The sequence below is a fragment of the Deinococcus budaensis genome, assembly GCF_014201885.1.
GTDB lineage: Bacteria > Deinococcota > Deinococci > Deinococcales > Deinococcaceae > Deinococcus > Deinococcus budaensis.
Genome location: NZ_JACHFN010000002.1, coordinates 380,965 through 403,691, shown reverse-complemented (window position 1 = coordinate 403,691; position 22,727 = coordinate 380,965). Strand labels below are relative to the sequence as shown.

Genomic DNA, 22,727 nt, shown 5'->3' with positions numbered 1-22,727 from the left:
CTCAGCCCCGACCCCTCTTCAAGGAGCCTGAACCCCCCATGTCCACCCCCATCCTCAGCGCCAGCGACGTGAACATCTTCTACGGCGAGAACCACGCGGTGCGCCACGTCAACCTGACCGTGGAGCGCGGCACCGTGAACGCCCTGATCGGCCCCAGCGGCTGCGGCAAGACCACCTTCCTGCGGGCGGTGAACCGGATGCATGACCTGACGCCCGGCGCCCGCGTGACCGGCCGGATTCTGCTGGACGGCGAGGACGTGTACGGCCCCGGCGTGGACCCGGTGACCATGCGCCGCCGGGTCGGGATGGTCTTTCAAAAGCCCAACCCCTTTCCCACCATGAGCGTCTTCGACAACGTGGTGAGCGGCCTGAAGCTGGCGGGCATCCGCGACCGCGCCCGGCTGATGGAGGTGGCCGAGCGCTCGCTGCGCGGGGCGGCCCTGTGGGAGGAGGTCAAAGACCGCCTGAAGACCCCCGCCACTGGCCTGTCCGGCGGGCAGCAGCAGCGGCTGTGCATCGCCCGCGCGCTTGCCGTCGAGCCGGAGATCTTGCTGATGGACGAGCCGACCTCGGCGCTCGACCCGGCCAGCACCGCCCGCATCGAGGACCTGATGACGGGCCTCAAGCAGGTCACCACCATCTTGATCGTGACCCACAACATGCACCAGGCAGCCCGGGTGAGCGACACGACCTCCTTTTTCCTGAACGGGGACCTGGTCGAGCACGGGGTCACCGATCAGCTGTTCACCAGCCCGCGCGACGAGCGCACCGAGGCGTACGTGACGGGCCGCTTCGGCTGAGGGGCCGAGCTGAGGTGGGGGCACCTGACCGCCCCCTCACCGCCCGGCGCGATACTGGCCGCATGAGGGCAGGGGCCACACCGGGCGGCAACGGGGAACAGGAGAGCGTGACGGGCGGGCAGGCCAGCATGGCGCACCTGACCGCCCGTTTCCTGCGGATGCTGAGCATCGCGCTGGAAGAACTTGACGCCGTGCGCGACGCCACCCGCCGGGCGGAATACGCCGGGCTGACCGCGCGGGCCGGGCGGCTGGAGCGCGAGACGAACGCGCTGGAACGCGAGATCGAGGACGCCTGCCTGGCCGCCTTCGCCGGGCCGCTGACGCCGGGTGAGCTGACGTTTCACCTGCTGGTCTTTCGCAGCCTGACCAACCTGGAGCGGGTGGGCGACTACGCCTTCGGGGTGGCGCGCGACCTCGAAGCCCTGGCCCCGCGCACCCGCTCGGCCACCTTGCAAGACGTGCTGCCGCTGGTGGACCTGCTGGCGACCATGCTCGAACGCCTGGCCTACGCCTTTGCCGAGCGCGACCTGCGCGCCGCCCGCGAGGTGACGCGCCTCGACGAGGAGGTGGACGCCCTCTACGAGCAGATGCTGCGCGCCAGCCTGACCCGGCTCCACGAGCGCCCCGCCGATGTGGAGGTCGCGCTGACGGCCAGCCGCATGGCCCGCAGCCTGGAACGCCTGGGCGACCACCTCGTCAACGTGGCCGAGCGGCTCGAAATGCTGGTGCGGGGCGAGCAGGCACAGGCTGCCCAGGCCGCCGGGTAGGCCATCTGGCGGAGGAGCGGCGGCGCGGGAGACCAGGGCTAGACTGCCGGGCATGACCACCACCCAAGCAAGGGACCTGCCGCGCTGGCGCACCGACGACCTGTACGCGGGCCTGGAGGACGGGCGCCTGAGCGCCGATCTGGCGGCGCTGCGCGACGCGGTCAGCGCGCTGGAGGCCACCTTCGACCGGGTGGGCGTGGGCCAGGGCGGGCCTGCCGCCACGCCCGAGACCCTCACCGGGGTGCTGGGCAGCCTGAACGAGGTCCTGGGCCGGGTCACCACCCTGCGCGGCTTCATCTCCGCCTTCGTCACGACCGACAGCCGTGACGCCCTGGCTCAGCAGAAGATGGGCGAGCTGACCACCCTGACGCTGGGGCTGGGGCCGCTGCGCTCGCGCCTGACGGCCTGGCTGGGGGGGCAGGACGTGGAAGCGCTGCTGGCGGGGTCGGACGTGGCCCGCGCACACGCGCACCTGATCCGCCGCAGCGTGGAGCGGGCCAGGTACCAGATGACCCCCCAGGAAGAGGACCTCGCCGCCCGGCTGCGGCCCAGCGGCGCCGGGGGCTGGGCCAAGCTGCACGGCAACGTGACGAGCCAGCTCAGCGGCGGGTTCCGGGGCCAGACCCTCCCGGTGACGGCCCTGCGGGCGCTGGCCACCGATCCCGACGAGGCGGTGCGCCGGGACGCTTTCGAGGCCGAGCTGAAAGTCTGGCAAGGCGCGGAGGTCGTGCTCGCCGCCGCCCTGAACGGCGTCAAGGGGGAAGAGGGCACCTTGAGCACCCGCCGGGGCTTCGCGGACGCGGTGGCCCCCAGCCTGCTCACCCACGGGATCGACCGCGAGACCTTGGCCGCCATGCAGGGCGCCGTCGAGCGCTCGCTGCCCGACTTCCGCCGCTACTTCGCGGCCAAGGCGCGGGCACTGGGCAAGCCGAAACTCGACTGGTGGGACCTGTTCGCCCCGGTGGGCCGCAGCGCGACCGAGTGGACCTACGAGGCCGGAGCGCGCTTCGTGGAGGAGCAGTTCCGGGCCTACTCCGAGCGGCTGGGCGACTTTGCGGCCCGCGCTTTTCGCGAGAACTGGATTGACGCGGGTCCCCGCGACGGCAAACGCGGCGGGGCCTTCTGCATGGGCTGGCAGGGCGACGAGAGCCGCATCCTGATGAACCACGACCCCAGTCTCGACAGCGTGTCCACCCTGGCCCACGAGCTGGGGCACGGCTACCACAACCTCCTCAAGGCGCCGCGCACGCCCCTGCAACGCGAGACGCCGATGACCCTGGCCGAGACCGCCTCCATCTTCTGCGAGACGATCATCCAGAACGCGGCGCTGGAGCGCTCAGAAGGCGAGGAGCGCCTCTACGTGCTGGAAACGCAACTGCTGGGGCACGCCCAGGTCGTGGTGGACATCCATTCGCGCTTCCTGTTTGAGCGGGCGGTGTTCGAGGGGCGGGCGCAGCGCGACCTCACGCCGCAGGAAATCAACGACCTGATGACCTGGGCGCAGCGCGAGACGTACGGGGACGCGCTGGCGAGCACCCACCCCTACATGTGGGCGGTCAAGCCGCACTACTACAGCCTCAGCTTCTACAACTACCCGTACACTTTCGGGTTGCTGTTCGGCTTGGGCCTCTACGCCCAGTACCAGGCGGCGAAGGAACGCGGCGAGGCCGCTGACTTCCAGCGCCGCTACGACGAGTTGCTGTCGGACACCGGCCTGGCCGACGCCCGTACCCTGGCGGCCGGATTCGGCATCGACCTGCACGCGCCCGACTTCTGGGAGGGCAGTCTGGACGTGATCCGGGGGCAGATCGCGGCGTACGAGGCGGCGACGGGCTGAGGGCTGGCCCCGGAAGGAGGAGGGGAGAGGGAGCGCGGCCTGGGCCTTGCTTCCCTCTCCCGCAGGGTCTCTCCAGCTAGGCGCCCTCGACCTTCACCTCGGCCAGGGTGACGGGCACTCCCGCCCGCAGCGTGTTCTGAATCTCGGCGACCCGGTCGGTGTGGTGCAGCAGCTCCCGCAGTTCGGCCTCGCTGCCCTGGGCCGCCGCCCGAACGCGGTAGGTCACGTTCCGGGCCGGTTCGCCCTCGCCTCCGAACTCGCCCTCGACGTCCACCTCCACCCGCTCGACTTGCAGGCCGCGCCTCGCCGCCTCCCGGTACACGTCGTTGCAGTAGCAGGTGGCCAGCGCGAGGAAGAGCAGCTCGCCGCCGTTGACGCCCGACCCGGGGCCGGTCGTCCGGGGCGGGACGGTGAGGCCCTGCACCCGGCCGTCGGTTCGCAGGGTCACCTCGTGCCGGTCGGCACTGTTCCGAACGTGGGCACTGATTCTCATGGAACACCTCGCTCGGGCGCGGCCCCCGGCGCTTACCTGACCTTGATCTCCTGATCGAACCAGGTCAGCACCCGCTCCTGTCCGAAGGGCCACACGCGCAGGCTGGCGGCGTCGGCGGCCTCGCGGACGAACTCGGGGAAGGGGCCGCTGCGGGCGGGGGCCGCGTTCCAGGTCGGGGCGTCGTGGGGCAGGCCCGCCAGCTCACGGGCACGCGTGATGCCGGTGTGCAGGTCGCCCAGCTCGTCGATCAGCCCGAGGTTCAGGGCGTCCTGACCGCTCCAGATGCGGCCCCGGCCGATCTCGTTGACCCGCTCGCGCGTCAGCTTGCGGCCCTCGGCCACCCGGCCGACGAAGCGCTCGTAGACCTCGGCGATGCCGCGCTTGACGTGCTCGCGCTCGTCTTCGGAAAAGGGGCGCGAGGCCGAGTACATCAGCGCGCGCTCGCGGCCCACCGGCTCGGGTTTCAATCCGTGGCGGGCGTTGAAGTCGCGCAGGACCGGCTTGCCGCTCACCACGCCGATGCTGCCGGTCAGGGTGTAGGGGCTGGCGACGACGTGCCGCGCGTGCGTGAGGACGTAGTAGCCCCCGCTCGCCGCGTACTCGCCCATCACGGCGACGACCGGTTTTTCGGAGGTCGCCACCTCGCGCCAGATCAGGTCGGAGGCCAGCGCCGAGCCGCCGCCGCTGTTCACGTACAGCACGATGGCCCTCGTCTGCTTGTCCTTTTTGGCGTGCCGCAGCGCGGCGACCACCGTGTCGGACCCCGCCTGCGGGCCGCCCAGCAGCGGCAGGGGAAGCGGATTGTTGCGGCTCTTGCCGGGCACGATGGCGCCCACCAGCGACACGACCGCCACCCGCCCCGCCTTGGGCTGAGAGGGCTTTTTCGGCATCAGGAGGTCGAGCACCGCCGCGAGTGGCCGGGTGCCGGGGCCGACGAGTTCGTCCTCGTAGGCGACCTGCGTGATCAGGCCCGCGTCCAGCGCCGACCGCGCGCTCGTGAGGTCGCCGCTCAGCCAGGTCCGGGCGGTGTCCTCGCTCACCCCACGGGCGGCGGCCAGGTCGCGCGCCCAGGCGGTCTCCAGGCCCTGAAGGTAGGCGGTGAGCTGCTCGCGGTTGGCCTCGTCCATCTGGTCTTCCGAAAAGCGGGTCAGCGCGGCCTTGTACTCGCGGATGCGCAGGTTCTCGAACTCCACGCCGCTCTTTTTCAGAAACTCGCCCAGGTAGGTCGGCTCGGCGGCGAAGCCGGGCACCAGCACGTCCGCCGACTCGGGCGCGACGACCTCGCGCGCCCCGCTCGCCGCGATCAGGGCCGTCATGGTGAGCTGCGGCAAAAAGGCGACCACCCGCTTGTCGGCCGAGAGCCGCCCCAGGATGCCCCGAATCCGGTGGGCGGTGGTGGGCGAGACCGCCAGGTCGGAAAAGCGCACCAGGACGCCGTGCAGCCACTCGGCTCCCCGCAGCTTCTCGGCGCGGGCTTCGAGCGCCTCCAGCGTCTCGGTGCGGCTCAGCAGCGCCTGAAGAGGCTGGGTGGGCTGGCGCTCGGGGTAGGCGCCGTGCAGCTCCAGCACCACCCAGGTGGGATGGGTCATGCCGTCCGGGAGGGCGTCAGCGGCCTGGGACAGGAACGGAATATTCAGGGGTGCCATACCCCCTACGGTACGCGCCCCGGGTGAGGACCGTTCCCCCGTCCTCCTCGCGGGGGGCCCAGCCGGGCGCCCATCGCCCCCGCCCGCGCGAGAATCAGCGCGGCGGCCTCCGGCGGCAGATGCGCCCGCGCCGCTTCCCCGAACAGCTCCAGCCAGCGCTCCAGATGCGGCCCGCGAACGCCCAGCCCGGCGTGCACCCGGTTGAGGTTGCCGCGCCACAGCGGAGCGCCGCCCAGCAGCGTGACCCAGAAGGCCGTGACGTGGTCCAGGTGCGCGTCCCAGTCGGTCACGTGCGCCCCGAAGACCGGGCCGAGCAGCGTGTCCGCCCGCGCCCGCGCGTAGAAGTCGGCCAGCAGGGCGCGCAGGGCAGCCTCGCCGCCGAGGGCCTCCAGCGGCGTGCCCGGCGTCCGGGCGGTGGCGCCGGGGAGGCCCGCCAGGAAGTCGGCCTTCAGCGGGTCCGGCAACTTCGCACCTGCCCAGGCAGTCACGCGGCCTGTCCGCCACAGCAGCGGCACCTCGCCCTGCCACGCCTGAACCTCGGCGCCGCGCGGCACTTCCGCCCAGTCCCCGGCGGGGCCGCCCGGCTGCACCCGTGCCCCCAGCACCCGGCCTGCCAGCGCGGCGCCCGTTCCCCAGGCCAGCACCGGCAGGCCCCGCCGCACCGCGCCCGCGACTAGGGTCAGCCGCGCCCAGCGGTCGGGGCGATCCCGCACGTCCGCCACCGGTTCGCCGTCGTGCGGGACCAGCAGCCCGCCCGCCGTGGACAGCGCCTGCGGGGTCGCGGCCTGCGTGTCCCAGCCCGGCACGGGAAAAGGGGAGAGGAGCGGGGCGCCCGGCATGGGGACAGCATAGAAGGACCGCCCCGCCGGGCGGGGTGATCGCGGTCGGCCCCGGGGCAGCGTGGCTCGGCCCGCAACGAAAAGACCCCGGGGCGTCGCCCGGGGCCTCCTGTCAGACAGGAACTTCAGCGGGTGGCGGGTGCCGTGGGCGCCTCGTTCGCGCTCTCGCCCGTCTCGTCGAGCTGCTCGGCGCGCGAGTCCTGCCCCGGCCGGCCCTCGCTGTCGCCGCCCAGCGTGTCGGCGATCTCGGCGGCCTTCTCGTCGCTGAGGCGGTCGCTGCCCGCGCTGGACTTCTCGACGTTGGAGGCGCCCGTCTGCCCGACCTGGGTGTCCGCATCCTGCACGGTGGGAGAAGCCACGCCGCGCTCGACCTCGCCGGTGCTGGGGTTGGTGCCTTCCACGCCGCCGCCCTCGCCGCTCTCGGCCTCGCTCTGGGCGCCCTGACTGGCCGCCGAACCCTCGGCCGCGCCGCCCTCCCGGGTCAGGCCATCTTGCGGGCCAGACTCGTTCTGGCCGTCCCCGGTGCCGCCGCCCAGGTCGCCGCCCTCGCTCTCCTCGGCGCCGCCGCCCTCCTGGCCGCCGTCTACGCCCACCGCGCCGTTCTCGCCGCTGGTGCTGCCGCCGATCTGGTCGGGCCGCACGTTGCCCTGCGGGGTGGTCAGGCCGTCCGACCCGACGGTGGCCGCACTCTGGGCCGTGGGCGCGTCCTCACTCTTCACGTCCTGGGTGGTGGGGTCCCCGATGGATTCTGCGCCGCCCTTGGCCGCCTCTTCCTCGGCGTGGTGGGGGGTCGTCGCAATACGGTACCCGGCAATCGAGCCGCCCAGCGTGAGCGCCAGCAGCAGCGTCATGGTCACGGCGAAGGTGTTCTTCATATCGGCTCACCCTACCATACGGTCAGGGGGCGTTTGCCTGCGCTGGCACACAGAACTTCCCCCGCCTGGCTTCACGCCCCCGTCACCTTGCGGGGCTACCCTGACCCTCATGCGCCTCGCCTCCCTGACCGCCAGCAACTCGGACATCCTCGCGGCGCTGGGGGCCTCGGCCTGGGTCGTGGCGGCCGATCACCACAGCGACGCGCCGGGACTGGAAGGCGCGCTGCGGGTCGGCCCCGACCTGGGCATCGACGTGGCGGCGCTGGCCCGGACCCGGCCCGAGCTGGTGCTGGCGAGCCTCAGCGTGCCGGGGATGGAGCGGGTGGTGGACGCCGTGCGGGCGGCGGGCCTGCCCACCCTGGTCCTCGACCCGGTCAGCGTGCCGGACACCCTGGCCGACATCCGGACCATCGGGGCGGCCATCGGCCTGCCGGAGCGGGCCGAACGGGTGGCCGCCGCGCTGGAGGCCGACCTGCGCGACCTGTCCCGCGCCTATCCCCGGCCGCCCCGGGTGCTGGTCGAGTGGTGGCCCCGCCCGATCATCGCCGCGACGCGCGAGTCGTGGGTGACCGACCTGCTGGCCGGGCTGGGGGCGGTCAATGCCCTGGCGGAGCGCCCGGGCCGCAGCTCACCCCTCACGCTCGATGAGGTCCAGGCCGCGCGCCCCGACCTGATCGTCTGCTCGTGGTGCGGCGCGAAAAAACTGCGCCCGGAGGTGATCGAGGCGCGCGGCCTGGGCGTCCCGGTCGTGGCAGTGCCCGAAAGCGGGCTGGGCCGCCCCGGTCCCCGGCTGCTGGAGGGCGCGCGGCAGGTGGCGGCGGCGCTGGCGGCGCTGCCGGTGGCGCGGCGGGAGGCGCAGGCGCAGCGCTGAGCCGGGCACCCGCGCGCCCTGCCGCCGTCAGGCAGCCCCGGAGGCCCACCCCAGAATCGCCCGCAGGCCGCGCAGACACTCGGCGCGGTAGGCGGCCAGGTCGGGGTCGGGGTCGGCCAGGAAGCGCACGCTGAGACCCTCGACCAGCGCCCGCAGCAGCCGCGCCCGCGTCCCGGCGCCCGCCTCGCCTGCCAGCCGCGCGACTTCGAGGTCCAGCGTCAGCGTCTCGCGCTGAAAGTCGCGCTGCACGGCCATCAGGGCGGGGTCGCGGGTGGCGGCCGCCAGGAAGTCCAGCGACACGGTGGAAAAGCGCCGGGTGTTCTCGACCCCGTAGAACTGGTTTTCGACGTAGGCGGCGAGCTTGGCCTCCGGGGTGCCCGCCTGCCGCAGCGCCCGGCGTGTGGCGACCGTGACCGTGCGGGTAAAGCGGCGCATCACCGCCGCGAGCAGCCCGGCCCGGCTGCCGAAGTGGTAGGCCAGGGTCCCCTTGCTGACCCCGGCGTGCCCGGCGATATCGGCCAGGGTCACGCCCGCGTAGCCGCGCTCGTAGATCGCCAGGTACGCCGCCCGCTCCAGCGCCGCGCGGCGTGCCCGGTCCTGAATGGGGTTCACGCGCCGCGCCATAGAGGGGCAGGCTAGCAGGTCAGGGCGGAGAACCGGGCCGCCACCCCGTGGCGGTCCACCACACGGGGCCGGAGGCTCAGGTTGGAGCGGCAGCCCGCGCGTGACTGGAGCGGCAACTGGGACAGAAGTGGCAAATTGGGCATCGTGGCCTTGGTCTTCCCTTTACACTTCGGGGAGATGTCGGGCGCTCTCGCTCTGTCCCTCCTGGCGGCCCTACGGGCGGCGGCCTGGCCAGGGCGGTTCCCAGGGCGATGAGTTCCGGCCCGGAGACCACCTACGCGGCCTGGCTGGGGGTGACGGGGATCAGCGCCCTGACGACCGCCGCCTTTGCCTGGGACCGCCGCAGCGCCCCGGGCGCGCTGCCGCTCGCGCTGCTGCTGCTGTGCATCAGCCTCTGGACCCTGACCTACGCCCTGCACTGGTTGAGCGCGGCTCCGGCGGAGCAGGCCTTCTGGCTGGACGCGACCTTTTTTGGGGTGAGCGGCGCGCCGGTGTGCGTCTGGTTGATGACCCGGGCCTTTACCCAGCCGGGCGTGCCCCTGCGGCCCGCGGCCTGGAGCCTGCTGCTCGCCGTTCCGGGCGTGACTTGGGCGCTGCTGCTGGGCGGGGACCCCGGCGGGATGCTGTTCGGCTCCGCCGCGACGCTTCAGGCCCACACCCGCCTGGGGGGCGGGCCGTGGTTCACGGTGGTGGCCCTGCACAGCTACGCGATGCTCGGCCTGAGTGCGCTGCGGCTGGCGCAGTTTTTTCGGCGCGCGTCGGGCATCTACCGGCGTCAGGCGGGCGTGCTGCTCGCGGGGCTGTGTCTGCCGTGGGTGGTCAATGTCCAGAGCGTGCTGGGCGAGCCGCCCTTTCCGGGGCTGGACCTCACGCCCATGCTGTTTCTGGTCACGGCGCTGGTGTTCTTGTGGGGCCTGCTGAGATTCGGGTTGCTCGACCTCGTGCCGGTGGCGCGGCATCAACTGATCGAGCAGATGCGCGAGGGCGTGGTGGTGCTCGACCGCGCCGAGCGCGTGGTGGACCTGAACGCCGCCGCCCAGCAGCTGGTGGACCGCGCGCGGCCCTCACCCATCGGGCAGCCTGCCGCCGAGGTCTTCGAGCAGTGGGGCGCGGCGCTGGCCTCGCTGGGCGGCCTGGGCGAGCGGACCACTGAGCTGACGCTGGGCAGGCTTCATCTGGAGGTGCGCGTCTCGCCGCTGCGCGACCGGCGCGGGCGGGTGCAGGGCCACGTCGTGGTCTGGCGCGACGTGACCACCCGCCGACGGGCCGAGGCGGCGCTGAGGCAGGCCCACGAGCAGCTGCAACTGCGGATGACCGAGATCGAGCGTCTTCAGGCCGAACTGCGCGAGCAGAGCGTCCGCGATCCCTTGACCGGCCTGCACAACCGCCGCTACCTCGAAGACGCCCTGGGCGCCGCGCTGGGGCAGGCCCGCGACGAGGGCGGGCCGTTCAGCGTGGTGCTGCTGGACATCGACCATTTCAAGCGGATCAACGACACCCTGGGGCACCTCGGCGGGGACGCCGTGCTGCGGGCCGTCGCCCGTTACCTGCGCGGGGCCGTGACGCCCGACCAGACGGTCTGCCGCTACGGCGGGGAGGAATTCGTGGTGGTGCTGCCCGGCCTGGGCGCCCCGGCGGCGGCGCAGCGGGCCGAACAGTGGCGGCGCGGGATCGCCGCGCTGGGCACCGACCACGCGCACGCGGCGCCGGTGACGGTCTCGGTGTCGCTGGGGCTGGCAAGTTACCCCGCCCACGGCGCCGACCCCGAAAGCGTGCTGCTGGCCGCCGACGAGGCCCTCTACCGCGCCAAGACCCTGGGCCGCAACCAGTGGCAGCTGGCGCCGGAGGCGGTCCCGGCGGTTCTGGGGGCGCGGGCGACGGGGGCAGAGGCCACGCCCGCCGCGCCCGATTGAGCCGCCCGGAGAAGGTAGGGTCAGGCGCTGGGCGCACCCCGGCGGCGCCGCGCCTAGCGGGGTGCGTCCGGGCTGACCGCTCTGCGGCGGCCGCAGAGGGAGGCCGCTGGGCCGTTCAGGGCGGCCAGGGCCTCAGTTCGCCAGATGGCGGATGAAGGCGCGCATCTCGTTCACGCAGGGGCTGGCCTCGTGCTGGGCGCTGCTGCCGGTGACGGTGCGCAGCAAGCCCGCGTCACTGAGGTACAGCTGGCTGATGCGGTAGGCGACGCCCTGATCCTGAAGGGCGTAGGCTGCCAGCACCCCCCAGCCGCCCGGACGCTCGACCGGCTGCGTGACGACCTCGCTCACCGCGCCCCCGGCCAGGCTCTTTTGCAGCCGCAGGGCGAAGGTGCGGGCCTCGTCCAGCGTGCGGAAAGTGGGAAAGGCCTGCCCGTGGCGTTCCTCGCGCATGAGGCAGGCGCCCGCCGCGTCGGTCCACACGTTGGCGTTGCCCGCCACGGGCGTCCAGCCCCCCAGCGGCACGACGAGCGCCCCCGCCGCCGGAGCGAGCAGGCCCGCGAGCAGGGCGGCGATCAGCGGAGACCGGAGCGGACGGCGAGCAAGGCGCATAGGCCGCAGTGTACCCGCCGACATGTGGCAAGCCCAGCGCCCCTTCTCATGGTCGCGTCAGGCCGTTGGCGCCCGTCCCCGAGTCAACCGGGCGCCGTCTGCGCGAAGGCTGCCAGCCGTGCCTGCAAGCCTGCCTTGACCCCCGGCCACTCGCTGCTCAGCACACTGAACATCACGCTGTCGCGGGCGTGGCCGTCGGGGCGCCGCTGGTATTGCCGCAGCGTGCCTTCCCGCACAGCGCCCAGGCGCTCCAGCGCACGCAGGCTGCGGGCGTTGCGGGCGTCGACCTTGAACTGCACCCGGCCCGCGCCCAGCACCTCGAACGCGCGGGTCAGCAGCAGCAGCTTGGCTTCCGGGTTGGCAGCGGTGCCCTGCGCGGCGGGAACCAGCATGGTGCCGATCTCCACCCAGCGGTCGCCGGGGCGGACCTCGCTGTAGCTGATGCGGCCCACGGCCCGCTCTTCCATCATCACCGCCCAGTTCAGGCGGTCCGGCAGCGCGCCCAGCCGCGCGATGTACGCGGCCCAGCCCTCCACCGTCGGGGAGTCGGGACCGCCGCGTGCGAGCAGGGCGGAGGTGGCCTCGTCGGCCCCCGCGTGCAGGTCGGCCGCGTGCGCTTCGGTCAACGGCGTCAGGCGCACGAAGCGTCCGGCCAGCGGCACGGGCCGCAGCCACTCGTCAGGCGGAGCCGGGATCATGCCCCTACGCTAGCGCCAGAGGGAAACCCAAAGGGGGCGCCCTGCCGGAAGTTTCCAGACAGGGCGCCGCACCCGGGGCCGGGGGGGGGAGGGAGACTTCAGTGGGGAGCCGCCAGCGGGGCCGCGCCGTCCAGGTCGTCCTCGCCCAGGCGGGGGGCGGGCGTGCCCTCGCTGACCCGGCGCCGTCCGCTCAGTGCGCGGCCCAGCGTGACCTCGTCGGCGTACTCCAGCGCGCCGCCCACCGGCAGCCCGTAGGCGATGCGGCTCACCACGGCGCCCAGCGGTTCGAGCAGCCGCTGGAGGTAGAGCGCGGTCGCGTCGCCCTCGACGGTCGTGCCGGTCGCCAGGATCACCTCCATCCCCTGCTGCACGCGCGGCAGCAGCGGGCGGATATGCAGCCGCTCGGGGCCGACCCCGTTCATCGGACTCAGGACCCCGTGCAGCACGTGATACAGCCCCCGGTATTCGCCGCTGCGCTCGATGGCGATCACGTCGCCGGGTTCCTCGACCACGCAGATGACCCCCTGGTCGCGCGAGGGGTCGCTGCACACGTCGCAGCGGTCGGCGTCGGTGATGTTGAAGCACACCGGGCAGGTGTGCAGGTCGCGCTTGGCCGCCAAGAGCGCCGCAGAGAGCCGCTCGATGTCCTCACGCGGCTGCTCAAACAGGTGAAAGGCCAGCCGCTGCGCACTTTTCGGTCCGATGCCCGGCAGCCGCGACAGCTCCCGGATCAGGGCGACCAAGCTGGGCGGATACTTCATGCCCGGCCTCTTTCAACGGCGGTCCACGGCCCACTTCCTGCTGACCGCCTGGCCATCAGAAGCCGGGCAGTCCCAGCCCGCGCGTCGCCTCCTGCTGGAGGGCGTCGGCCTTGGCCGAGGCGTCCTGAAGGGCGACCAGCAGCAGGTCTTCCAGCGCTTCCACGTCGCTGGGGTCCACGGCCTCCGGCTGGATCTTGAGGCCCATGACCTTGCCGTGCCCGTTCATGGTGACCGTGACCAGCCCGCTCGCCGTGCCCTCGACCGTCTGCGCGGCGAGGTTCTCCTGAATCTTGCCCGCCGCCGCCTGGGCCTGCTGCATCTGCTTCATGAGCTTTTTCATGTCCATAGCCCGGCCATTCTACCGGGGGGCCGCCCGGGTGAACGTGGGGGCCGGAACGCGGAGGCCCCGGCCTCCCCCCTACAGCGTGGCCGCCTTCGCCCCCTTGGCCCGGCGGTAGAGCTGGGCGGGCCGCCCCACCCCGCTGCGGCGCTCGCCGCTGGCGACCAGCAGCCCCTGGGCCAGCAGGCGTTTGCGAAAGTTGCGCTTGTCCAGCGGGCGGTTCAGGATCGCCTCGTAGACTTTTTGCAGCTCGGGGAGAGTAAAGGTCTCGGGCAGGAATTCCAGGGCGAGGTTGGCGTATTCCAGCCGCACCTGCAAGCGTCCCAGCGCGCGGGCCAGGATCAGCGCGTGGTCAAAGGCCAGCCCCGGCGGGCGGTGGGCCGGAAACCACGCCGCGCCCAGGGTGTGCCCGCCGCCCGCGACCCGCACCGTGCCGTGCCCCAGCACCGCCAGATGCGCCACCGACACGATGCGGCCCCGGGGATCGCGGCGGGGGTCCCCGAAGGTATAGAACTGCTCGAGGTGCCGGGGTTCGAGTTCCACCGTGGTCTCGGTGCGCAGCTCGCGCAGCGCCGCCTCGTGCAGCGCCTCGCCCGGCTGCACGAAGCCGCCGGGCAGTGCCCAGTCGCGGGCGTGCGGCAGCTCGGCGCGCTGGACCAGCAGCACCTGGAGTTCCCCCCCATGCATGGCAAAGGCGGCGATGTCCACCGCCAGGCCGACCTGGGTGGCCTGCGGCGGCAGAGCAAGTGTCCCCATGACACGAACTCTAGCCCTGCTGTTCCCACAACGTCAAGAAATAAGTGTCACGATCTAGGGCACCCCCGGCCGCGCCCACACGCGGTTTCGGCCGGGATTAGGGGCGCCTCCCCGCCTCGGCGCGGCCCACCAATACATGTGCCCGCAGCAGTTCCGCCACGCTCCAGGCCTGAAAGGGGCAGCCGCCGGGGCGCAGGCTGGCTCCCGCGAAAACCTCGCTGACGTGGCCCAGCCCGGCTTCCCAGAGGTGCCCGGTCAAGCCGCCCAGCGCCGCCCGCGCCCGCGTCACCTCGCCGCGCCGGAGCAGCAGCTCCACGTGGGCGCCCAGCGGCCAGGGCCAGACGGTGCCCTGGTGGTAGGCCGCGTCGCGCAGAACCTGCGGCCCGCCGTAATCGCCCCGGTAGCGCGGGTCGAGCGGGCTGAGGGTATGCAGGCCGACTGGGGTCAGGAGCTGGGCCTCGGTGGTCCGCACCAGCGCCTCCACCTGTGCGGGGGAGGCGGGCGTGTCGGGCAGCGCCAGTGCCAGCGCCGCGTTCGGCCGCACGCTGAGGTCCGGCTCGCCGTCCGGCGCGAGCACGTCCGCCCAGGCGCCCATTCCCTCCCCGTCCGGCTGCCAGAAGGCCGCGAAGCCCGCCTGCGCCCGCGCGTGCAGGTCCGCGAACTCGGCCGGCTGGCCGCTCAGGGCCGAGAGCCGCTCCTCGGCCCCCAGCGCCGCCAGCCACAGCCCCTGCACCTCGACCGGCAGGCCGTGACGCGGCGTGACCACCCAGTCCGCGATCTTCACGTCCATCCAGGTGAGCTGCACGCCCGGTTCCCCCGCTTGCAGCAGGCCGCTGCCAGGGTCCATCCGGATGCCGTGGGCGGTGCCCTGCACGTGCCAGCGCAGCAGTTCGCGCAGGGCGGGCAGCGTCTCCCGTGCGAAGGCCAGGTCGCCGCTGGCCCCCACGTAGCGTTCCAGCGACACGGCCAGCCACAGCGCCCCGTCCACCGTGTTGTACCCGGCGCCCGCGCCGTCCTCGTGGAAGTTGTTGGGTGTCAGGCCCCGGCGCAGCGAGCGCAAAAAGGTGCCCAGCAGCTCGCGCGCCTCGGCGTGGCGGCCGGTCGCCAGCGTCAGGCCCGCCAGCGAGATCATCGCGTCGCGGCCCCAGTCGGCAAACCAGGGATAGCCTGCGATCACGCTGGTGCCCGGCGGTTGCTGGCGCCGCACCAGGTAGGCGTCGGCGGCGACGGCCAGCGTGGCGACCACCTCATCGCCGAGCAGGCCGGTCGCCCGCCCGGCCTGCTCGGCCAACCCGCGCCGCCGCCCGGCCTCCTCCGCGTGGGCGGCCCAGGGGTCGGGCACCTCTACGCCCGGCAAGCCGCCGACCACCAGCGCGACCCTTCCCCCGCCGGGCGGAAGCGGCACGCGCCACAGGGCCGTTCCGGTCGCGTAGTCGTGGTCCGGCTCACCGCGCGCCGCGTCGTGGCGCAGGTAGACCCGCTGTGCGAAAGGCTCCGGCGTCAGCGCCTCGACCGCGCCGTCCGGGGCGTGCAGGGTCACCCGTGTCTCCCGCGTCCCGCGCACCGTGGCCCGCGTCCCCGCCACCTCGAACGCCAGCCGGGGCGCCGCGCGGTGCGTGCGGTGCATGTCGCGGTCGGCGAACAAGCCCCCCAGCGTCAAGGTGACCGCGTCCCGCGCTTCCACCTCGTACAAGAAGACCGCCGCGCCCGAGTGCCGGGGCACCACCACCCGCCGCCGCACCCGCACGCCGCGCGCCCACTGCTCGCGCTCCGGCAGCAGGTCGCGCAGGGCCGCCTCGCTGAGGTGGGTCAGGCCGTCGCCCTCGAAGACCCCCGGCGCGACTTCCAGCGCGTGCAGGGTCACGTCGCCCCCCGGCGTGCCCAGCACCTCCAGCGGCGAGACGAGGTGCTGCCAGCGCGCCACGGGCGGCCGGTGGCTCACGGCCAGCCCCGAGTAGCAGCGGGTGGGCACCCCGGCGAGGCTGGACAGGGCAAAGCCGCCCAGCCCGTCGGTGAGCAGCACCTCCAGGTCGGGGTCGCGGGCGGCGAGCGGCCCGAAGCGGCGCGTGACGGCAGGCGGGCCAACGGGAGAGGACAGGGTCATGCCCCTCAGCATGGCAGCCTGCGCCCAGCGGCGCCGAAGGGGCGGCGAGGCGGGGCCGGGCTGGCCGTGGGAGGGGACGGCAGCCCGCGCGTGGTAAAATGCACTGTCACGCCCAGCGCGGCGTACAGGCCGCCTGCCCACCAGCGTGTGGGAGGCGCGCGGAGGTGATGAAAATAGCGAAAGAACATAAGGTCAACGAGCAGATTCGCGTTCGTCAGATTCGCCTGATCGGCGCGGAGGGCGAGCAGATCGGCATCATCGACACCCGCGACGCGATGGCGATGGCGCGTGAGAAGAGCCTGGACCTCGTGATGGTGAGTCCCCAGGCTGTGCCGCCGGTTTGCCGCCTGCTCGACTATGGCCGGTTCCGCTACGAGCAGCAGCAGAACGAGAAGGAAAACCGCAAGCGCGCCCGCGCCCAGGAAGTCAAGGCGATCAAGTTCCGCGTCAAGATCGACGACCACGACTTCAACACCAAAGCCGGGCACGTGCGCCGTTTCCTCGAAGAAGGGCACAAGGTCAAGGTCACGATCATGTTCCGTGGCCGCGAGCGCACCCACCCGGAACTGGGCGAGCGCATCCTGCACCGGGTCGCCGACACCCTGGCCGACATCGGCGCGCCCGAGGGGATGCCCAGCATGATGGGCATGGACATGAACATGATCATGGCCCCCAAGGCCGCGCCCAAGCCCAGGGTCAGCGAGGAGCAGGCGGAAGCCCCCGCCCCCGCCGCGCCCAGCACCAGCCCGGCTGCCCAGCCCGAGGCGACCGCGAACGCCTGAACGGTCCTTTCCGCCCAGCGGCCTGCCCTCCGGGGTGGGCCGTTTTTGCCTTGGCGTCCCGGTCAGCGAGGCTCACCCACTCCGGCGCTTTATTTTGTAAAGTAGAGGCATGATCAAGATGTACACGACGAGCTGGTGCCCCGACTGCGTGGCCGCCAAGCGGGCGCTGACCCAGAAGGGCCTCACCTACGAGGAGATCAACATCGAGCAGGACGAGGGCGCGGCCGAGTACGTCATGAGCGTGAACGGCGGCAAGCGCAGCGTGCCCACGCTCGTCAGCGGTGACGTGGCCCACAGCCTCAGCGGCTTCCGGCCCCAGAAGCTCGACGCCTTCCTGGCTGAAGCCGGGCTGTAGGCCGCAGGGCCAGGTGAGGGCAGCCTCTGGGTGAGGCTGCCCTTTCTCCATTCCCTCAGAGGAGAGGGCAGAATTCCCCATTCCCGTGACGGTCGCCGACGCGGATGTGCAGTCTCACGCCGTTCAAACAGAGTTTATGCTCTTCTCACCCAGTCATAACCTGGGACTGATCTGGAGTGAGGAGACCCTATGAACGACTATCTGAACGTGATTCGCCAGCACTACGCCGACTTCCGAGGACGCGCCCGGCGACGGGAATACTGGATGTTCTACCTGATCAATACCCTGATCAGCCTTCTGCTGTACCTGCCGTTCGCCGTGCAGACGGTCACGGCACCTGACCCAGAAACGGCGGCCCCCACTGGGCTGGCCCTGCTGAGCCTGATCGCGGCGGGCCTCTACAGCCTGTTTATCCTGGTGCCGTCCCTGGCGGTGAGTGTCCGGCGGCTGCACGACACGGGCCGCAGCGGCTGGTGGTACCTGATCAACTTCGTGCCGCTTGTCGGCGGTCTGGTCTTCCTGATCTTCATGGTGCTGGGCGGCCAGCCCGGCGCCAACCGCTGGGGGCCGAATCCCAAGGGGCAGACCGCGAACGCGGTGGCGGACTGGTAGGGGAGACCGGGTGGGGGCGCGGTTGCCCCCGGCCCGCCCCGCCCGCTATCCTGCCTCCCATGAGCCTCCTTGCCCATCACTCCGGTCTGGTGATGAGGGCGGGAGCGTCCCGGCGACCGCCGATGCCCGGCCCAGTCACGCGAACTCCCTGCGCCTGAGAACCCACGCGGCTCTCAGGCGCTCTGCTGGATTCGCGGCCAGACCGGGTCTTTTCTTGCCTTTTGCCAGGCTTACTTCAAGGAGTTTCCATGCACGTCACCCTCCCCGACGGAAAACAACTCGACCTGCCCCAGGGGGCCACGGCCCTCGACGCCGCCCGCGCCATCGGCCCCCGCCTCGCCCAGGACGCGCTGGCCGCGACCGCGAACGGTGATCTCGTGGACCTGATGTCCCCGCTGCCCGACGGCGCGAGCATCACCCTGATCACCAAGAAGAACCCCGCCGAGGCCGCCCCCCTCTTCCGGCACTCGCTGGGCCACGTGATGAGCCAGGCGGTGGGCGAGTTCTACCAGGCGAAAGGCTACGGTCCCGAGACGATCAAGCGCGGTGTCGGCCCCGCCATCGAGAACGGCTGGTATCAGGATTTCGATCTGCCCGAAGCCCTGCGCGAGGAAGACCTGCCCGAAATCGAGCGCCTGATGCGCGACATCCTCTCGCGCGGCCTGGACTTCTCCCGCCGCGAGGTGAGCAAGGATGAGGCCCTGGCGCAGTTTCCCCACGACCCCTACAAGGCCGAACTCATCCGCGAACTGCCCGACGGCGAGGCGATCACCCTCTACCAGCAGGGCGACTATGTGGACCTGTGCCGGGGGCCGCACTTCCCCAACACGGGCAAGCTCCCCGCCGCCTTCAAGCTGATGAGCACCTCGGGCGCGTACTGGCGCGGCAGCGAGAAGAACCCGATCCTCCAGCGCATCTACGGGGTCGCCTTCGCCACGCAAAAGGAGCTGGACGAGTATCTCGAGCGGCTGGAGGAGGCCAAGCGGCGCGACCACCGCAAGCTGGGCCGCGAACTCGAACTGTTCACCATCGACCCGATGGTGGGCAAGGGCCTGCCGCTGTGGCTGCCCAACGGCACGGTGCTGCGCGAGGAACTCAGCCGCTTCCTGCGCGAGCAGCAGTTCCAGCGGGGGTATCAGGGTGTGGTGACGCCGAACATCGGCAACCTCGACCTGTTCCGCACCTCGGGGCACTACCCCTACTACGCCGAGAGCCAGTTCAACCCCATCGACGTGGACGACGAGCAGTACATGCTCAAGCCGATGAACTGCCCCTTCCACGTGCGGATCTACGCCAGCAAGCCCAGAAGCTACCGCGACCTCCCGGTGCGGCTGGCCGAGTTCGGCACGGTGTACCGCTACGAGATGAGCGGCGAACTCAACGGCCTGACCCGCGTGCGCGGCTTTACCCAGGACGACGCGCACATCTTCGCCCGGCCGGACCAGCTCAAGAAGGAATTCCTCGACGTACTGGACCTCACGGTGCTCGTTCTGAAGACCTTCGGCATGGAGGACGTGCGTTTCCGGGTGGGCGTGCGCGACCCCGAGTCCGACAAGTACGTGGGCGACCCCGCCCAGTGGGACCGGGCCGAGGCGCAGATCATGGAAGCGGTGGAGGAAGTCGGCCTGCCCTACACGGTCGAACCCGGCGACGCCGCCTTCTACGGCCCCAAGCTCGACTTCGTGGTGAAGGACGTGCTGGGCCGTGAGTGGCAGCTCGGGACCATTCAGGTGGACTACAACCTGCCCGAACGCTTCGACATCTCCTACACGGGGGAAGACGGTCAGGACCACCGCCCGGTGATGATCCACCGTGCGCCCTTCGGCAGCCTGGAGCGCTTCGTGGGCATCCTGATCGAGCACTACGGCGGCGACTTCCCGCTGTGGCTCGCGCCCCGGCAGGTCATGATCATCCCCATCGCCGACCGCCACATTCCCTATGCCGAGACACTCGCCAACGAGTTCAAGGCCGCCGGAATGCGGGCCGAAGTGGACGATTCCGCCAACCGCATGAACGCCAAGGTCCGCACGGCGGAACTCTCCAAGATCCCGGTGATGCTGATCGTCGGGGATCAGGAAGAGGCGCGGCGCGAGGTCAGCGTGCGTGAACGCACCCCGGAAGGCCACCGGGAGCGCAAGGGCGTGGATTTCTCGGCGCTGCTCGCCGAGTTGCAGGAGCGCGTCCGCACCCGCGCCTGAGTTCTCTGGGTTCAACCGATCTGGGCCATCCCCGAGGGGTGGGGGCGGCCTCTTGCTGTCCCAGCAGCTTGAACCCAGTGCCCTAGCCCGCTACGCTGGGCCATCTTCAAAATCCACAGCAGTCCTGCAAGGAGTCTTTGATGACCCGATTCTGGAAGGTGGCGGCCCTGATGGCCGGTTCGGCAGCGTTGCTCACGGCCTGTGGAGGCACGACCCCGCCCGGCCCGGCGGCGGGCTTGCAGGCCCAGGCGCGCAAGGCCCCGGCTCCTGCGCCGACGCGCGACCCCATCCTGTTTGTCCACGGCTACAACTCCAGCGGATCGGTCTGGACCACGATGGTCGGCAACTTCAAGCGCGACGGCTGGACCGACGCGGGGCTGTTCGCCTGGAGCTACGACACCCGGCAGTCCAACGCGGTGACCGCCGACCTGATCCGGCAGAAGGTCGACGAGATTCTGACCCAGACCGGGGCCGCCCGCGTCGACGTGATCACCCACTCGATGGGCGGGCTGTCCTCGCGCTACTACCTCAAGAATCTCGGCGGCGACGTGAAGGTGGACGCCTGGGTCTCGCTGGGGGGTCCCAACCACGGCACCGATTTCGCCCTCGCCTGCCTTGACGCCTCCTGCGTGGAGATGCGCCAGGGGTCCAGTTTCCTGACGGCGCTCAACAGCCCCGACGAGACCCCCGGCGTGTCCCGCTACGGCACCTGGTGGTCCCCGTGCGACGAGATCATCAACCCGGATCAGAGCGTGCTCCTCAGCGGCGCCGCGAACACCCAGACCGCCTGCCTGACCCACAGCCAGCTTTACCAGAGCAGCACGGTCTATGCCCAGGTGCGCGACTTCGTGAACCGCTGATCTGGGGGCGGTCCTGCCCCTGACCATCCTGGGAGGGCAACGGGGGCGCGGCTTCCTTCACCGCCCCTGCGCTTCCCTGGTCAGCACTTCTTCCAGCAGGTCGGGCCGGTCGGTGATGATGCCGTCCACCCCCAGGCGGATCAGGCGGCGCATCTCGGCCGGGTCGTTGACGGTCCAGACCTGCACGGCGACCCCGCGCGCCTGCATCGCCCGCACGAAGCCCGGCGTGACCACCTCAATGCGGCCCGCGCGCACCGGCACCTGGGCGGCGCGGCCCCGTACGGGTGCCAGCCGCGCCAGGCCAACTTTGCTCAGCAGCACCAGGGGCCTCAGCTCGCGCTCGGTCATGCTGGTCATGACTTCGGGGCAGGCGGCGCGGAACTCGTTCAGGGCCACGTCGCTGAAGCTCGCGGCGATCACCCGCCGGGTCGCCCCCGCGTCTCTCAGCGCCCGGCAAAACGGCGCGGCGAGGCTGGGCGAGGCCTGCTTGATCTCGATGATCATGGGCAGGGCCGGAAAGGCGCTCAGCACCTCCGAGAGCTGCGCGACCTGCACCCCCTGGCCCCGGAAAGGAAAGGTGCGCCCGCCGTCGAGCGAGAAGGCGTACCCCGCGTCGGCGGCCCGCACCTGCGCCAGCGTCAGCTCCGGGATGCGGCCGCGCACGTTGGTCAGGCGGTCGAGCGCCGCGTCGTGCGAGAGCACCAGCACGCCGTCGCGGGTGGCGTGCATGTCCATCTCCAGCATGTCGGCCCCCAGCGAGGCGGCGTTGCGGTAGGCGAGCAGCGTATTGCTGGGCCGCAGCCCCTCGCCCCCCTGGTGCGCGATGTTCAGGGTCCGCCCCTGCACGAACGGGTTCGCGGGGGGATTCGCGGAACCCGGCAAGAGCGCACACGCGCCCAGCAGCAGCGCTCCCAGGCCAGCCAGCCACAGTCTGTTCATGACAGCCTCAACTCTACGCCCCCGCCCCTGCTTCCGGCTCGGCCGCCCCACCTTTACAGCCTGAAAAGTGCGTGCTAACATTCCCTCCGCTGGGAGAGGACGGACCCTCCAGCCGCCCCACGGCGAAGGCAACGGCGCTGTAGCCAAGTGGTAAGGCAGAGGTCTGCAAAACCTCCACCACCGGTTCGAGTCCGGTCAGCGCCTCCAACATTTACCCCGCAGACGACCTGCATGGAGAACCGTAGCTCAGGGGTAGAGCACTACCTTGACACGGTAGGGGTCAGGGGTTCAAATCCCCTCGGTTCTACCACCACGCGCCCTCCTGGAGGGCGCTTCTTTTTGCTTTCCAGTCGTTAACTCGGCGGTTGGGACTGGGGCGTTTCGTACAGCGGGGGGCGGCCCAGTCAGGGCCACGTCAGACCCGGAATCCTAGTTTGCGTGTCACGCATGACCATCCTCGATCCGCTTCCTCCGCTGACCTCCTACCGGACGCAAGCTGGCCGCCTGCACGTCTGCCCCACCCGCGACGGCCTCTACCTCTCCGTGGACCGCTACGGAGTCGGGGCGCAGGAGTTGACCCTCACCCGTGAGCAGGGGCTGGACCTGCTGCGGCTGCTCCAGGAGCAGTTCGTGAGTCCAGGCGATTGACCCCGCCCGGGGCTGCCCCCGCGCGCCGCAACACCTCAGCGTGGCCGCATGGTCCGCTCACCTGGGGCGAGAGGCTTGGGGGAGGGTTCATTTCTCAGGCGTTTTAAGATCACCGTCAGACGCCGCCTCCTATCGTGGGGCATGACCCTGACGCCCGAACAGTGCCGCGTCCTGGCCCGCATGAGGGCCGGAACGGTTCTGGAACGTGTCTGCCCCGACGGCAACCCGGTGGTGCCCGCCTACCGGCTGGGGGGTGTGCCGGTGGACGCCGAGGCGATCATGCAGCTCGAGTCGCGCGGGCTGATCCAGCCGCTGATGCCGGTCGTGCTGATGCAGATCGGCTACTCGCTCTACGAGCTGTGCCCGGCAGGCGCCGCCGCTGTCTGAGGGTCCACGTTTC

General features: G+C 71.6%; 24 protein-coding genes and 2 tRNA genes. 14 read left to right on the top strand and 12 right to left on the bottom strand.

Features of this window, described 5'->3' with window-relative positions; all coding sequences use genetic code 11:
- Positions 1-38: 38 nt before the first annotated feature.
- From pstB to HNQ09_RS04805, 3 genes are all read left to right on the top strand, one after another.
- On the top strand, positions 39-800 hold the full coding sequence (gene pstB / locus HNQ09_RS04815) for a phosphate ABC transporter ATP-binding protein PstB (RefSeq protein ID WP_184026130.1): 762 nt from the start codon (positions 39-41) through the stop codon (positions 798-800).
- A gap of 158 nt (positions 801-958) precedes the next feature.
- Positions 959-1,567 carry a phosphate signaling complex PhoU family protein gene (locus HNQ09_RS04810; RefSeq protein WP_184026268.1) on the top strand — a complete coding sequence of 203 codons (609 nt, stop codon included), beginning with the start codon at positions 959-961 and terminating at the stop codon, positions 1,565-1,567.
- Between the two features lie 52 nt (positions 1,568-1,619).
- Entirely contained in the window at positions 1,620-3,404 is a 1,785-nt protein-coding gene (locus HNQ09_RS04805; RefSeq protein WP_184026127.1) for a M3 family oligoendopeptidase, read from the top strand.
- A 76-nt stretch (positions 3,405-3,480) separates the two neighbouring features.
- Here HNQ09_RS04805 and HNQ09_RS04800 read toward each other — a convergent pair whose 3' ends face one another.
- From HNQ09_RS04800 to HNQ09_RS04785, 4 genes are all read right to left on the bottom strand, one after another.
- Positions 3,481-3,897, bottom strand: a complete 417-nt coding sequence (locus HNQ09_RS04800; protein ID WP_184026125.1) for an OsmC family protein — start codon at positions 3,895-3,897, stop codon at positions 3,481-3,483.
- 32 nt (positions 3,898-3,929) lie between these two features.
- The gene (locus HNQ09_RS04795) at positions 3,930-5,543 is read right to left on the bottom strand and encodes a S49 family peptidase (RefSeq protein ID WP_184026123.1); all 1,614 of its coding nucleotides are present in this window, start codon (positions 5,541-5,543) and stop codon (positions 3,930-3,932) included.
- A 5-nt stretch (positions 5,544-5,548) separates the two neighbouring features.
- Positions 5,549-6,382: a group III truncated hemoglobin gene (locus tag HNQ09_RS04790; protein ID WP_184026121.1), complete on the bottom strand. Its 834-nt coding sequence runs from the start codon at positions 6,380-6,382 to the stop codon at positions 5,549-5,551.
- Between the two features lie 125 nt (positions 6,383-6,507).
- Positions 6,508-7,257, bottom strand: coding sequence for a hypothetical protein (locus HNQ09_RS04785; RefSeq protein WP_184026119.1), 750 nt, complete (start codon positions 7,255-7,257; stop codon positions 6,508-6,510).
- Between the two features lie 109 nt (positions 7,258-7,366).
- On the opposite strand from HNQ09_RS04785, the gene HNQ09_RS04780 reads away from it, so the two are divergent.
- Entirely contained in the window at positions 7,367-8,128 is a 762-nt protein-coding gene (locus tag HNQ09_RS04780) for a helical backbone metal receptor (protein ID WP_184026117.1), read from the top strand.
- Positions 8,129-8,155: 27 nt separating this feature from the next.
- On the opposite strand, the gene HNQ09_RS04775 is transcribed toward HNQ09_RS04780, so the two are convergent.
- On the bottom strand, positions 8,156-8,752 hold the full coding sequence (locus tag HNQ09_RS04775; RefSeq protein ID WP_184026115.1) for a TetR/AcrR family transcriptional regulator: 597 nt from the start codon (positions 8,750-8,752) through the stop codon (positions 8,156-8,158).
- Between the two features lie 251 nt (positions 8,753-9,003).
- Here HNQ09_RS04775 and HNQ09_RS04770 point away from each other — a divergent pair, with 251 nt between their 5' ends.
- On the top strand, positions 9,004-10,665 hold the full coding sequence (locus tag HNQ09_RS04770; RefSeq protein ID WP_184026113.1) for a histidine kinase N-terminal 7TM domain-containing diguanylate cyclase: 1,662 nt from the start codon (positions 9,004-9,006) through the stop codon (positions 10,663-10,665).
- Positions 10,666-10,797: 132 nt separating this feature from the next.
- Here the strand turns inward: HNQ09_RS04770 and HNQ09_RS04765 are convergent, their stop codons facing one another.
- The 6 genes from HNQ09_RS04765 to HNQ09_RS04740 form a co-directional block, all read right to left on the bottom strand.
- On the bottom strand, positions 10,798-11,274 hold the full coding sequence (locus tag HNQ09_RS04765; protein WP_184026111.1) for a hypothetical protein: 477 nt from the start codon (positions 11,272-11,274) through the stop codon (positions 10,798-10,800).
- A gap of 83 nt (positions 11,275-11,357) precedes the next feature.
- Positions 11,358-11,972, bottom strand: a complete 615-nt coding sequence (locus HNQ09_RS04760) for a GNAT family N-acetyltransferase (RefSeq protein ID WP_184026109.1) — start codon at positions 11,970-11,972, stop codon at positions 11,358-11,360.
- 98 nt (positions 11,973-12,070) lie between these two features.
- Complete coding sequence (gene recR, locus HNQ09_RS04755) at positions 12,071-12,733, bottom strand: recombination mediator RecR (RefSeq protein WP_184026107.1); 663 nt, start codon at positions 12,731-12,733, stop codon at positions 12,071-12,073.
- A gap of 55 nt (positions 12,734-12,788) precedes the next feature.
- Complete coding sequence (locus tag HNQ09_RS04750) at positions 12,789-13,079, bottom strand: YbaB/EbfC family nucleoid-associated protein (protein ID WP_184026104.1); 291 nt, start codon at positions 13,077-13,079, stop codon at positions 12,789-12,791.
- A gap of 72 nt (positions 13,080-13,151) precedes the next feature.
- Entirely contained in the window at positions 13,152-13,829 is a 678-nt protein-coding gene (locus HNQ09_RS04745) for an NUDIX hydrolase (protein WP_184026102.1), read from the bottom strand.
- A 97-nt stretch (positions 13,830-13,926) separates the two neighbouring features.
- The gene (locus HNQ09_RS04740) at positions 13,927-15,933 is read right to left on the bottom strand and encodes an amylo-alpha-1,6-glucosidase (protein ID WP_184026100.1); all 2,007 of its coding nucleotides are present in this window, start codon (positions 15,931-15,933) and stop codon (positions 13,927-13,929) included.
- 164 nt (positions 15,934-16,097) lie between these two features.
- On the opposite strand from HNQ09_RS04740, the gene infC reads away from it, so the two are divergent.
- The 5 genes from infC (at position 16,098) to HNQ09_RS04715 (ending at position 20,740) form a co-directional block, all read left to right on the top strand.
- On the top strand, positions 16,098-16,715 hold the full coding sequence (gene infC, locus HNQ09_RS04735; RefSeq protein WP_184026098.1) for a translation initiation factor IF-3: 618 nt from the start codon (positions 16,098-16,100) through the stop codon (positions 16,713-16,715).
- A gap of 109 nt (positions 16,716-16,824) precedes the next feature.
- The gene (locus HNQ09_RS04730; RefSeq protein WP_184026096.1) at positions 16,825-17,070 is read left to right on the top strand and encodes a glutaredoxin domain-containing protein; all 246 of its coding nucleotides are present in this window, start codon (positions 16,825-16,827) and stop codon (positions 17,068-17,070) included.
- Positions 17,071-17,259: 189 nt separating this feature from the next.
- A complete protein-coding gene (locus tag HNQ09_RS04725; protein WP_184026094.1) occupies positions 17,260-17,682 on the top strand; it encodes a DUF805 domain-containing protein in 423 nt (140 codons plus the stop codon).
- A 248-nt stretch (positions 17,683-17,930) separates the two neighbouring features.
- Complete coding sequence (thrS, locus tag HNQ09_RS04720) at positions 17,931-19,880, top strand: threonine--tRNA ligase (RefSeq protein ID WP_184026091.1); 1,950 nt, start codon at positions 17,931-17,933, stop codon at positions 19,878-19,880.
- A gap of 140 nt (positions 19,881-20,020) precedes the next feature.
- Positions 20,021-20,740: an esterase/lipase family protein gene (locus HNQ09_RS04715; protein ID WP_221269578.1), complete on the top strand. Its 720-nt coding sequence runs from the start codon at positions 20,021-20,023 to the stop codon at positions 20,738-20,740.
- Positions 20,741-20,797: 57 nt separating this feature from the next.
- On the opposite strand, the gene HNQ09_RS04710 is transcribed toward HNQ09_RS04715, so the two are convergent.
- A complete protein-coding gene (locus tag HNQ09_RS04710) occupies positions 20,798-21,679 on the bottom strand; it encodes a glycerophosphodiester phosphodiesterase family protein (protein ID WP_184026088.1) in 882 nt (293 codons plus the stop codon).
- A 133-nt stretch (positions 21,680-21,812) separates the two neighbouring features.
- Between HNQ09_RS04710 and HNQ09_RS04705 the strand changes: the two genes are divergently transcribed.
- From HNQ09_RS04705 to HNQ09_RS04690, 4 genes are all read left to right on the top strand, one after another.
- Positions 21,813-21,886 (top strand) — tRNA-Cys (locus tag HNQ09_RS04705).
- A 28-nt stretch (positions 21,887-21,914) separates the two neighbouring features.
- A tRNA-Val gene (locus HNQ09_RS04700) sits at positions 21,915-21,989 on the top strand.
- A 137-nt stretch (positions 21,990-22,126) separates the two neighbouring features.
- Complete coding sequence (locus HNQ09_RS04695) at positions 22,127-22,327, top strand: hypothetical protein (protein ID WP_184026262.1); 201 nt, start codon at positions 22,127-22,129, stop codon at positions 22,325-22,327.
- 141 nt (positions 22,328-22,468) lie between these two features.
- On the top strand, positions 22,469-22,714 hold the full coding sequence (locus tag HNQ09_RS04690; RefSeq protein WP_184026086.1) for a hypothetical protein: 246 nt from the start codon (positions 22,469-22,471) through the stop codon (positions 22,712-22,714).
- Positions 22,715-22,727: the final 13 nt, after the last annotated feature.

Bases quoted from the DNA above. Each gene is read 5' to 3' on its own strand.
- HNQ09_RS04760 (WP_184026109.1), bottom strand. From the start codon at position 11,972: ATGATCCCGGCTCCGCCTGACGAGTGGCTGCGGCCCGTGCCGCTGGCC.
- HNQ09_RS04785 (WP_184026119.1), bottom strand. From the start codon at position 7,257: ATGAAGAACACCTTCGCCGTGACCATGACGCTGCTGCTGGCGCTCACG.
- recR (WP_184026107.1), bottom strand. From the start codon at position 12,733: ATGAAGTATCCGCCCAGCTTGGTCGCCCTGATCCGGGAGCTGTCGCGG.
- HNQ09_RS04780 (WP_184026117.1), top strand. From the start codon at position 7,367: ATGCGCCTCGCCTCCCTGACCGCCAGCAACTCGGACATCCTCGCGGCG.
- HNQ09_RS04790 (WP_184026121.1), bottom strand. From the start codon at position 6,382: ATGCCGGGCGCCCCGCTCCTCTCCCCTTTTCCCGTGCCGGGCTGGGAC.
- HNQ09_RS04690 (WP_184026086.1), top strand. From the start codon at position 22,469: ATGACCCTGACGCCCGAACAGTGCCGCGTCCTGGCCCGCATGAGGGCC.
- HNQ09_RS04800 (WP_184026125.1), bottom strand. From the start codon at position 3,897: ATGAGAATCAGTGCCCACGTTCGGAACAGTGCCGACCGGCACGAGGTG.
- HNQ09_RS04730 (WP_184026096.1), top strand. From the start codon at position 16,825: ATGATCAAGATGTACACGACGAGCTGGTGCCCCGACTGCGTGGCCGCC.
- HNQ09_RS04715 (WP_221269578.1), top strand. From the start codon at position 20,021: ATGACCCGATTCTGGAAGGTGGCGGCCCTGATGGCCGGTTCGGCAGCG.
- HNQ09_RS04770 (WP_184026113.1), top strand. From the start codon at position 9,004: ATGAGTTCCGGCCCGGAGACCACCTACGCGGCCTGGCTGGGGGTGACG.
- HNQ09_RS04740 (WP_184026100.1), bottom strand. From the start codon at position 15,933: ATGACCCTGTCCTCTCCCGTTGGCCCGCCTGCCGTCACGCGCCGCTTC.
- HNQ09_RS04795 (WP_184026123.1), bottom strand. From the start codon at position 5,543: ATGGCACCCCTGAATATTCCGTTCCTGTCCCAGGCCGCTGACGCCCTC.
- HNQ09_RS04710 (WP_184026088.1), bottom strand. From the start codon at position 21,679: ATGAACAGACTGTGGCTGGCTGGCCTGGGAGCGCTGCTGCTGGGCGCG.
- HNQ09_RS04810 (WP_184026268.1), top strand. From the start codon at position 959: ATGCTGAGCATCGCGCTGGAAGAACTTGACGCCGTGCGCGACGCCACC.
- HNQ09_RS04805 (WP_184026127.1), top strand. From the start codon at position 1,620: ATGACCACCACCCAAGCAAGGGACCTGCCGCGCTGGCGCACCGACGAC.
- HNQ09_RS04695 (WP_184026262.1), top strand. From the start codon at position 22,127: ATGACCATCCTCGATCCGCTTCCTCCGCTGACCTCCTACCGGACGCAA.
- HNQ09_RS04745 (WP_184026102.1), bottom strand. From the start codon at position 13,829: ATGGGGACACTTGCTCTGCCGCCGCAGGCCACCCAGGTCGGCCTGGCG.
- HNQ09_RS04725 (WP_184026094.1), top strand. From the start codon at position 17,260: ATGAACGACTATCTGAACGTGATTCGCCAGCACTACGCCGACTTCCGA.
- pstB (WP_184026130.1), top strand. From the start codon at position 39: ATGTCCACCCCCATCCTCAGCGCCAGCGACGTGAACATCTTCTACGGC.
- thrS (WP_184026091.1), top strand. From the start codon at position 17,931: ATGCACGTCACCCTCCCCGACGGAAAACAACTCGACCTGCCCCAGGGG.
- HNQ09_RS04765 (WP_184026111.1), bottom strand. From the start codon at position 11,274: ATGCGCCTTGCTCGCCGTCCGCTCCGGTCTCCGCTGATCGCCGCCCTG.
- HNQ09_RS04775 (WP_184026115.1), bottom strand. From the start codon at position 8,752: ATGGCGCGGCGCGTGAACCCCATTCAGGACCGGGCACGCCGCGCGGCG.
- HNQ09_RS04750 (WP_184026104.1), bottom strand. From the start codon at position 13,079: ATGGACATGAAAAAGCTCATGAAGCAGATGCAGCAGGCCCAGGCGGCG.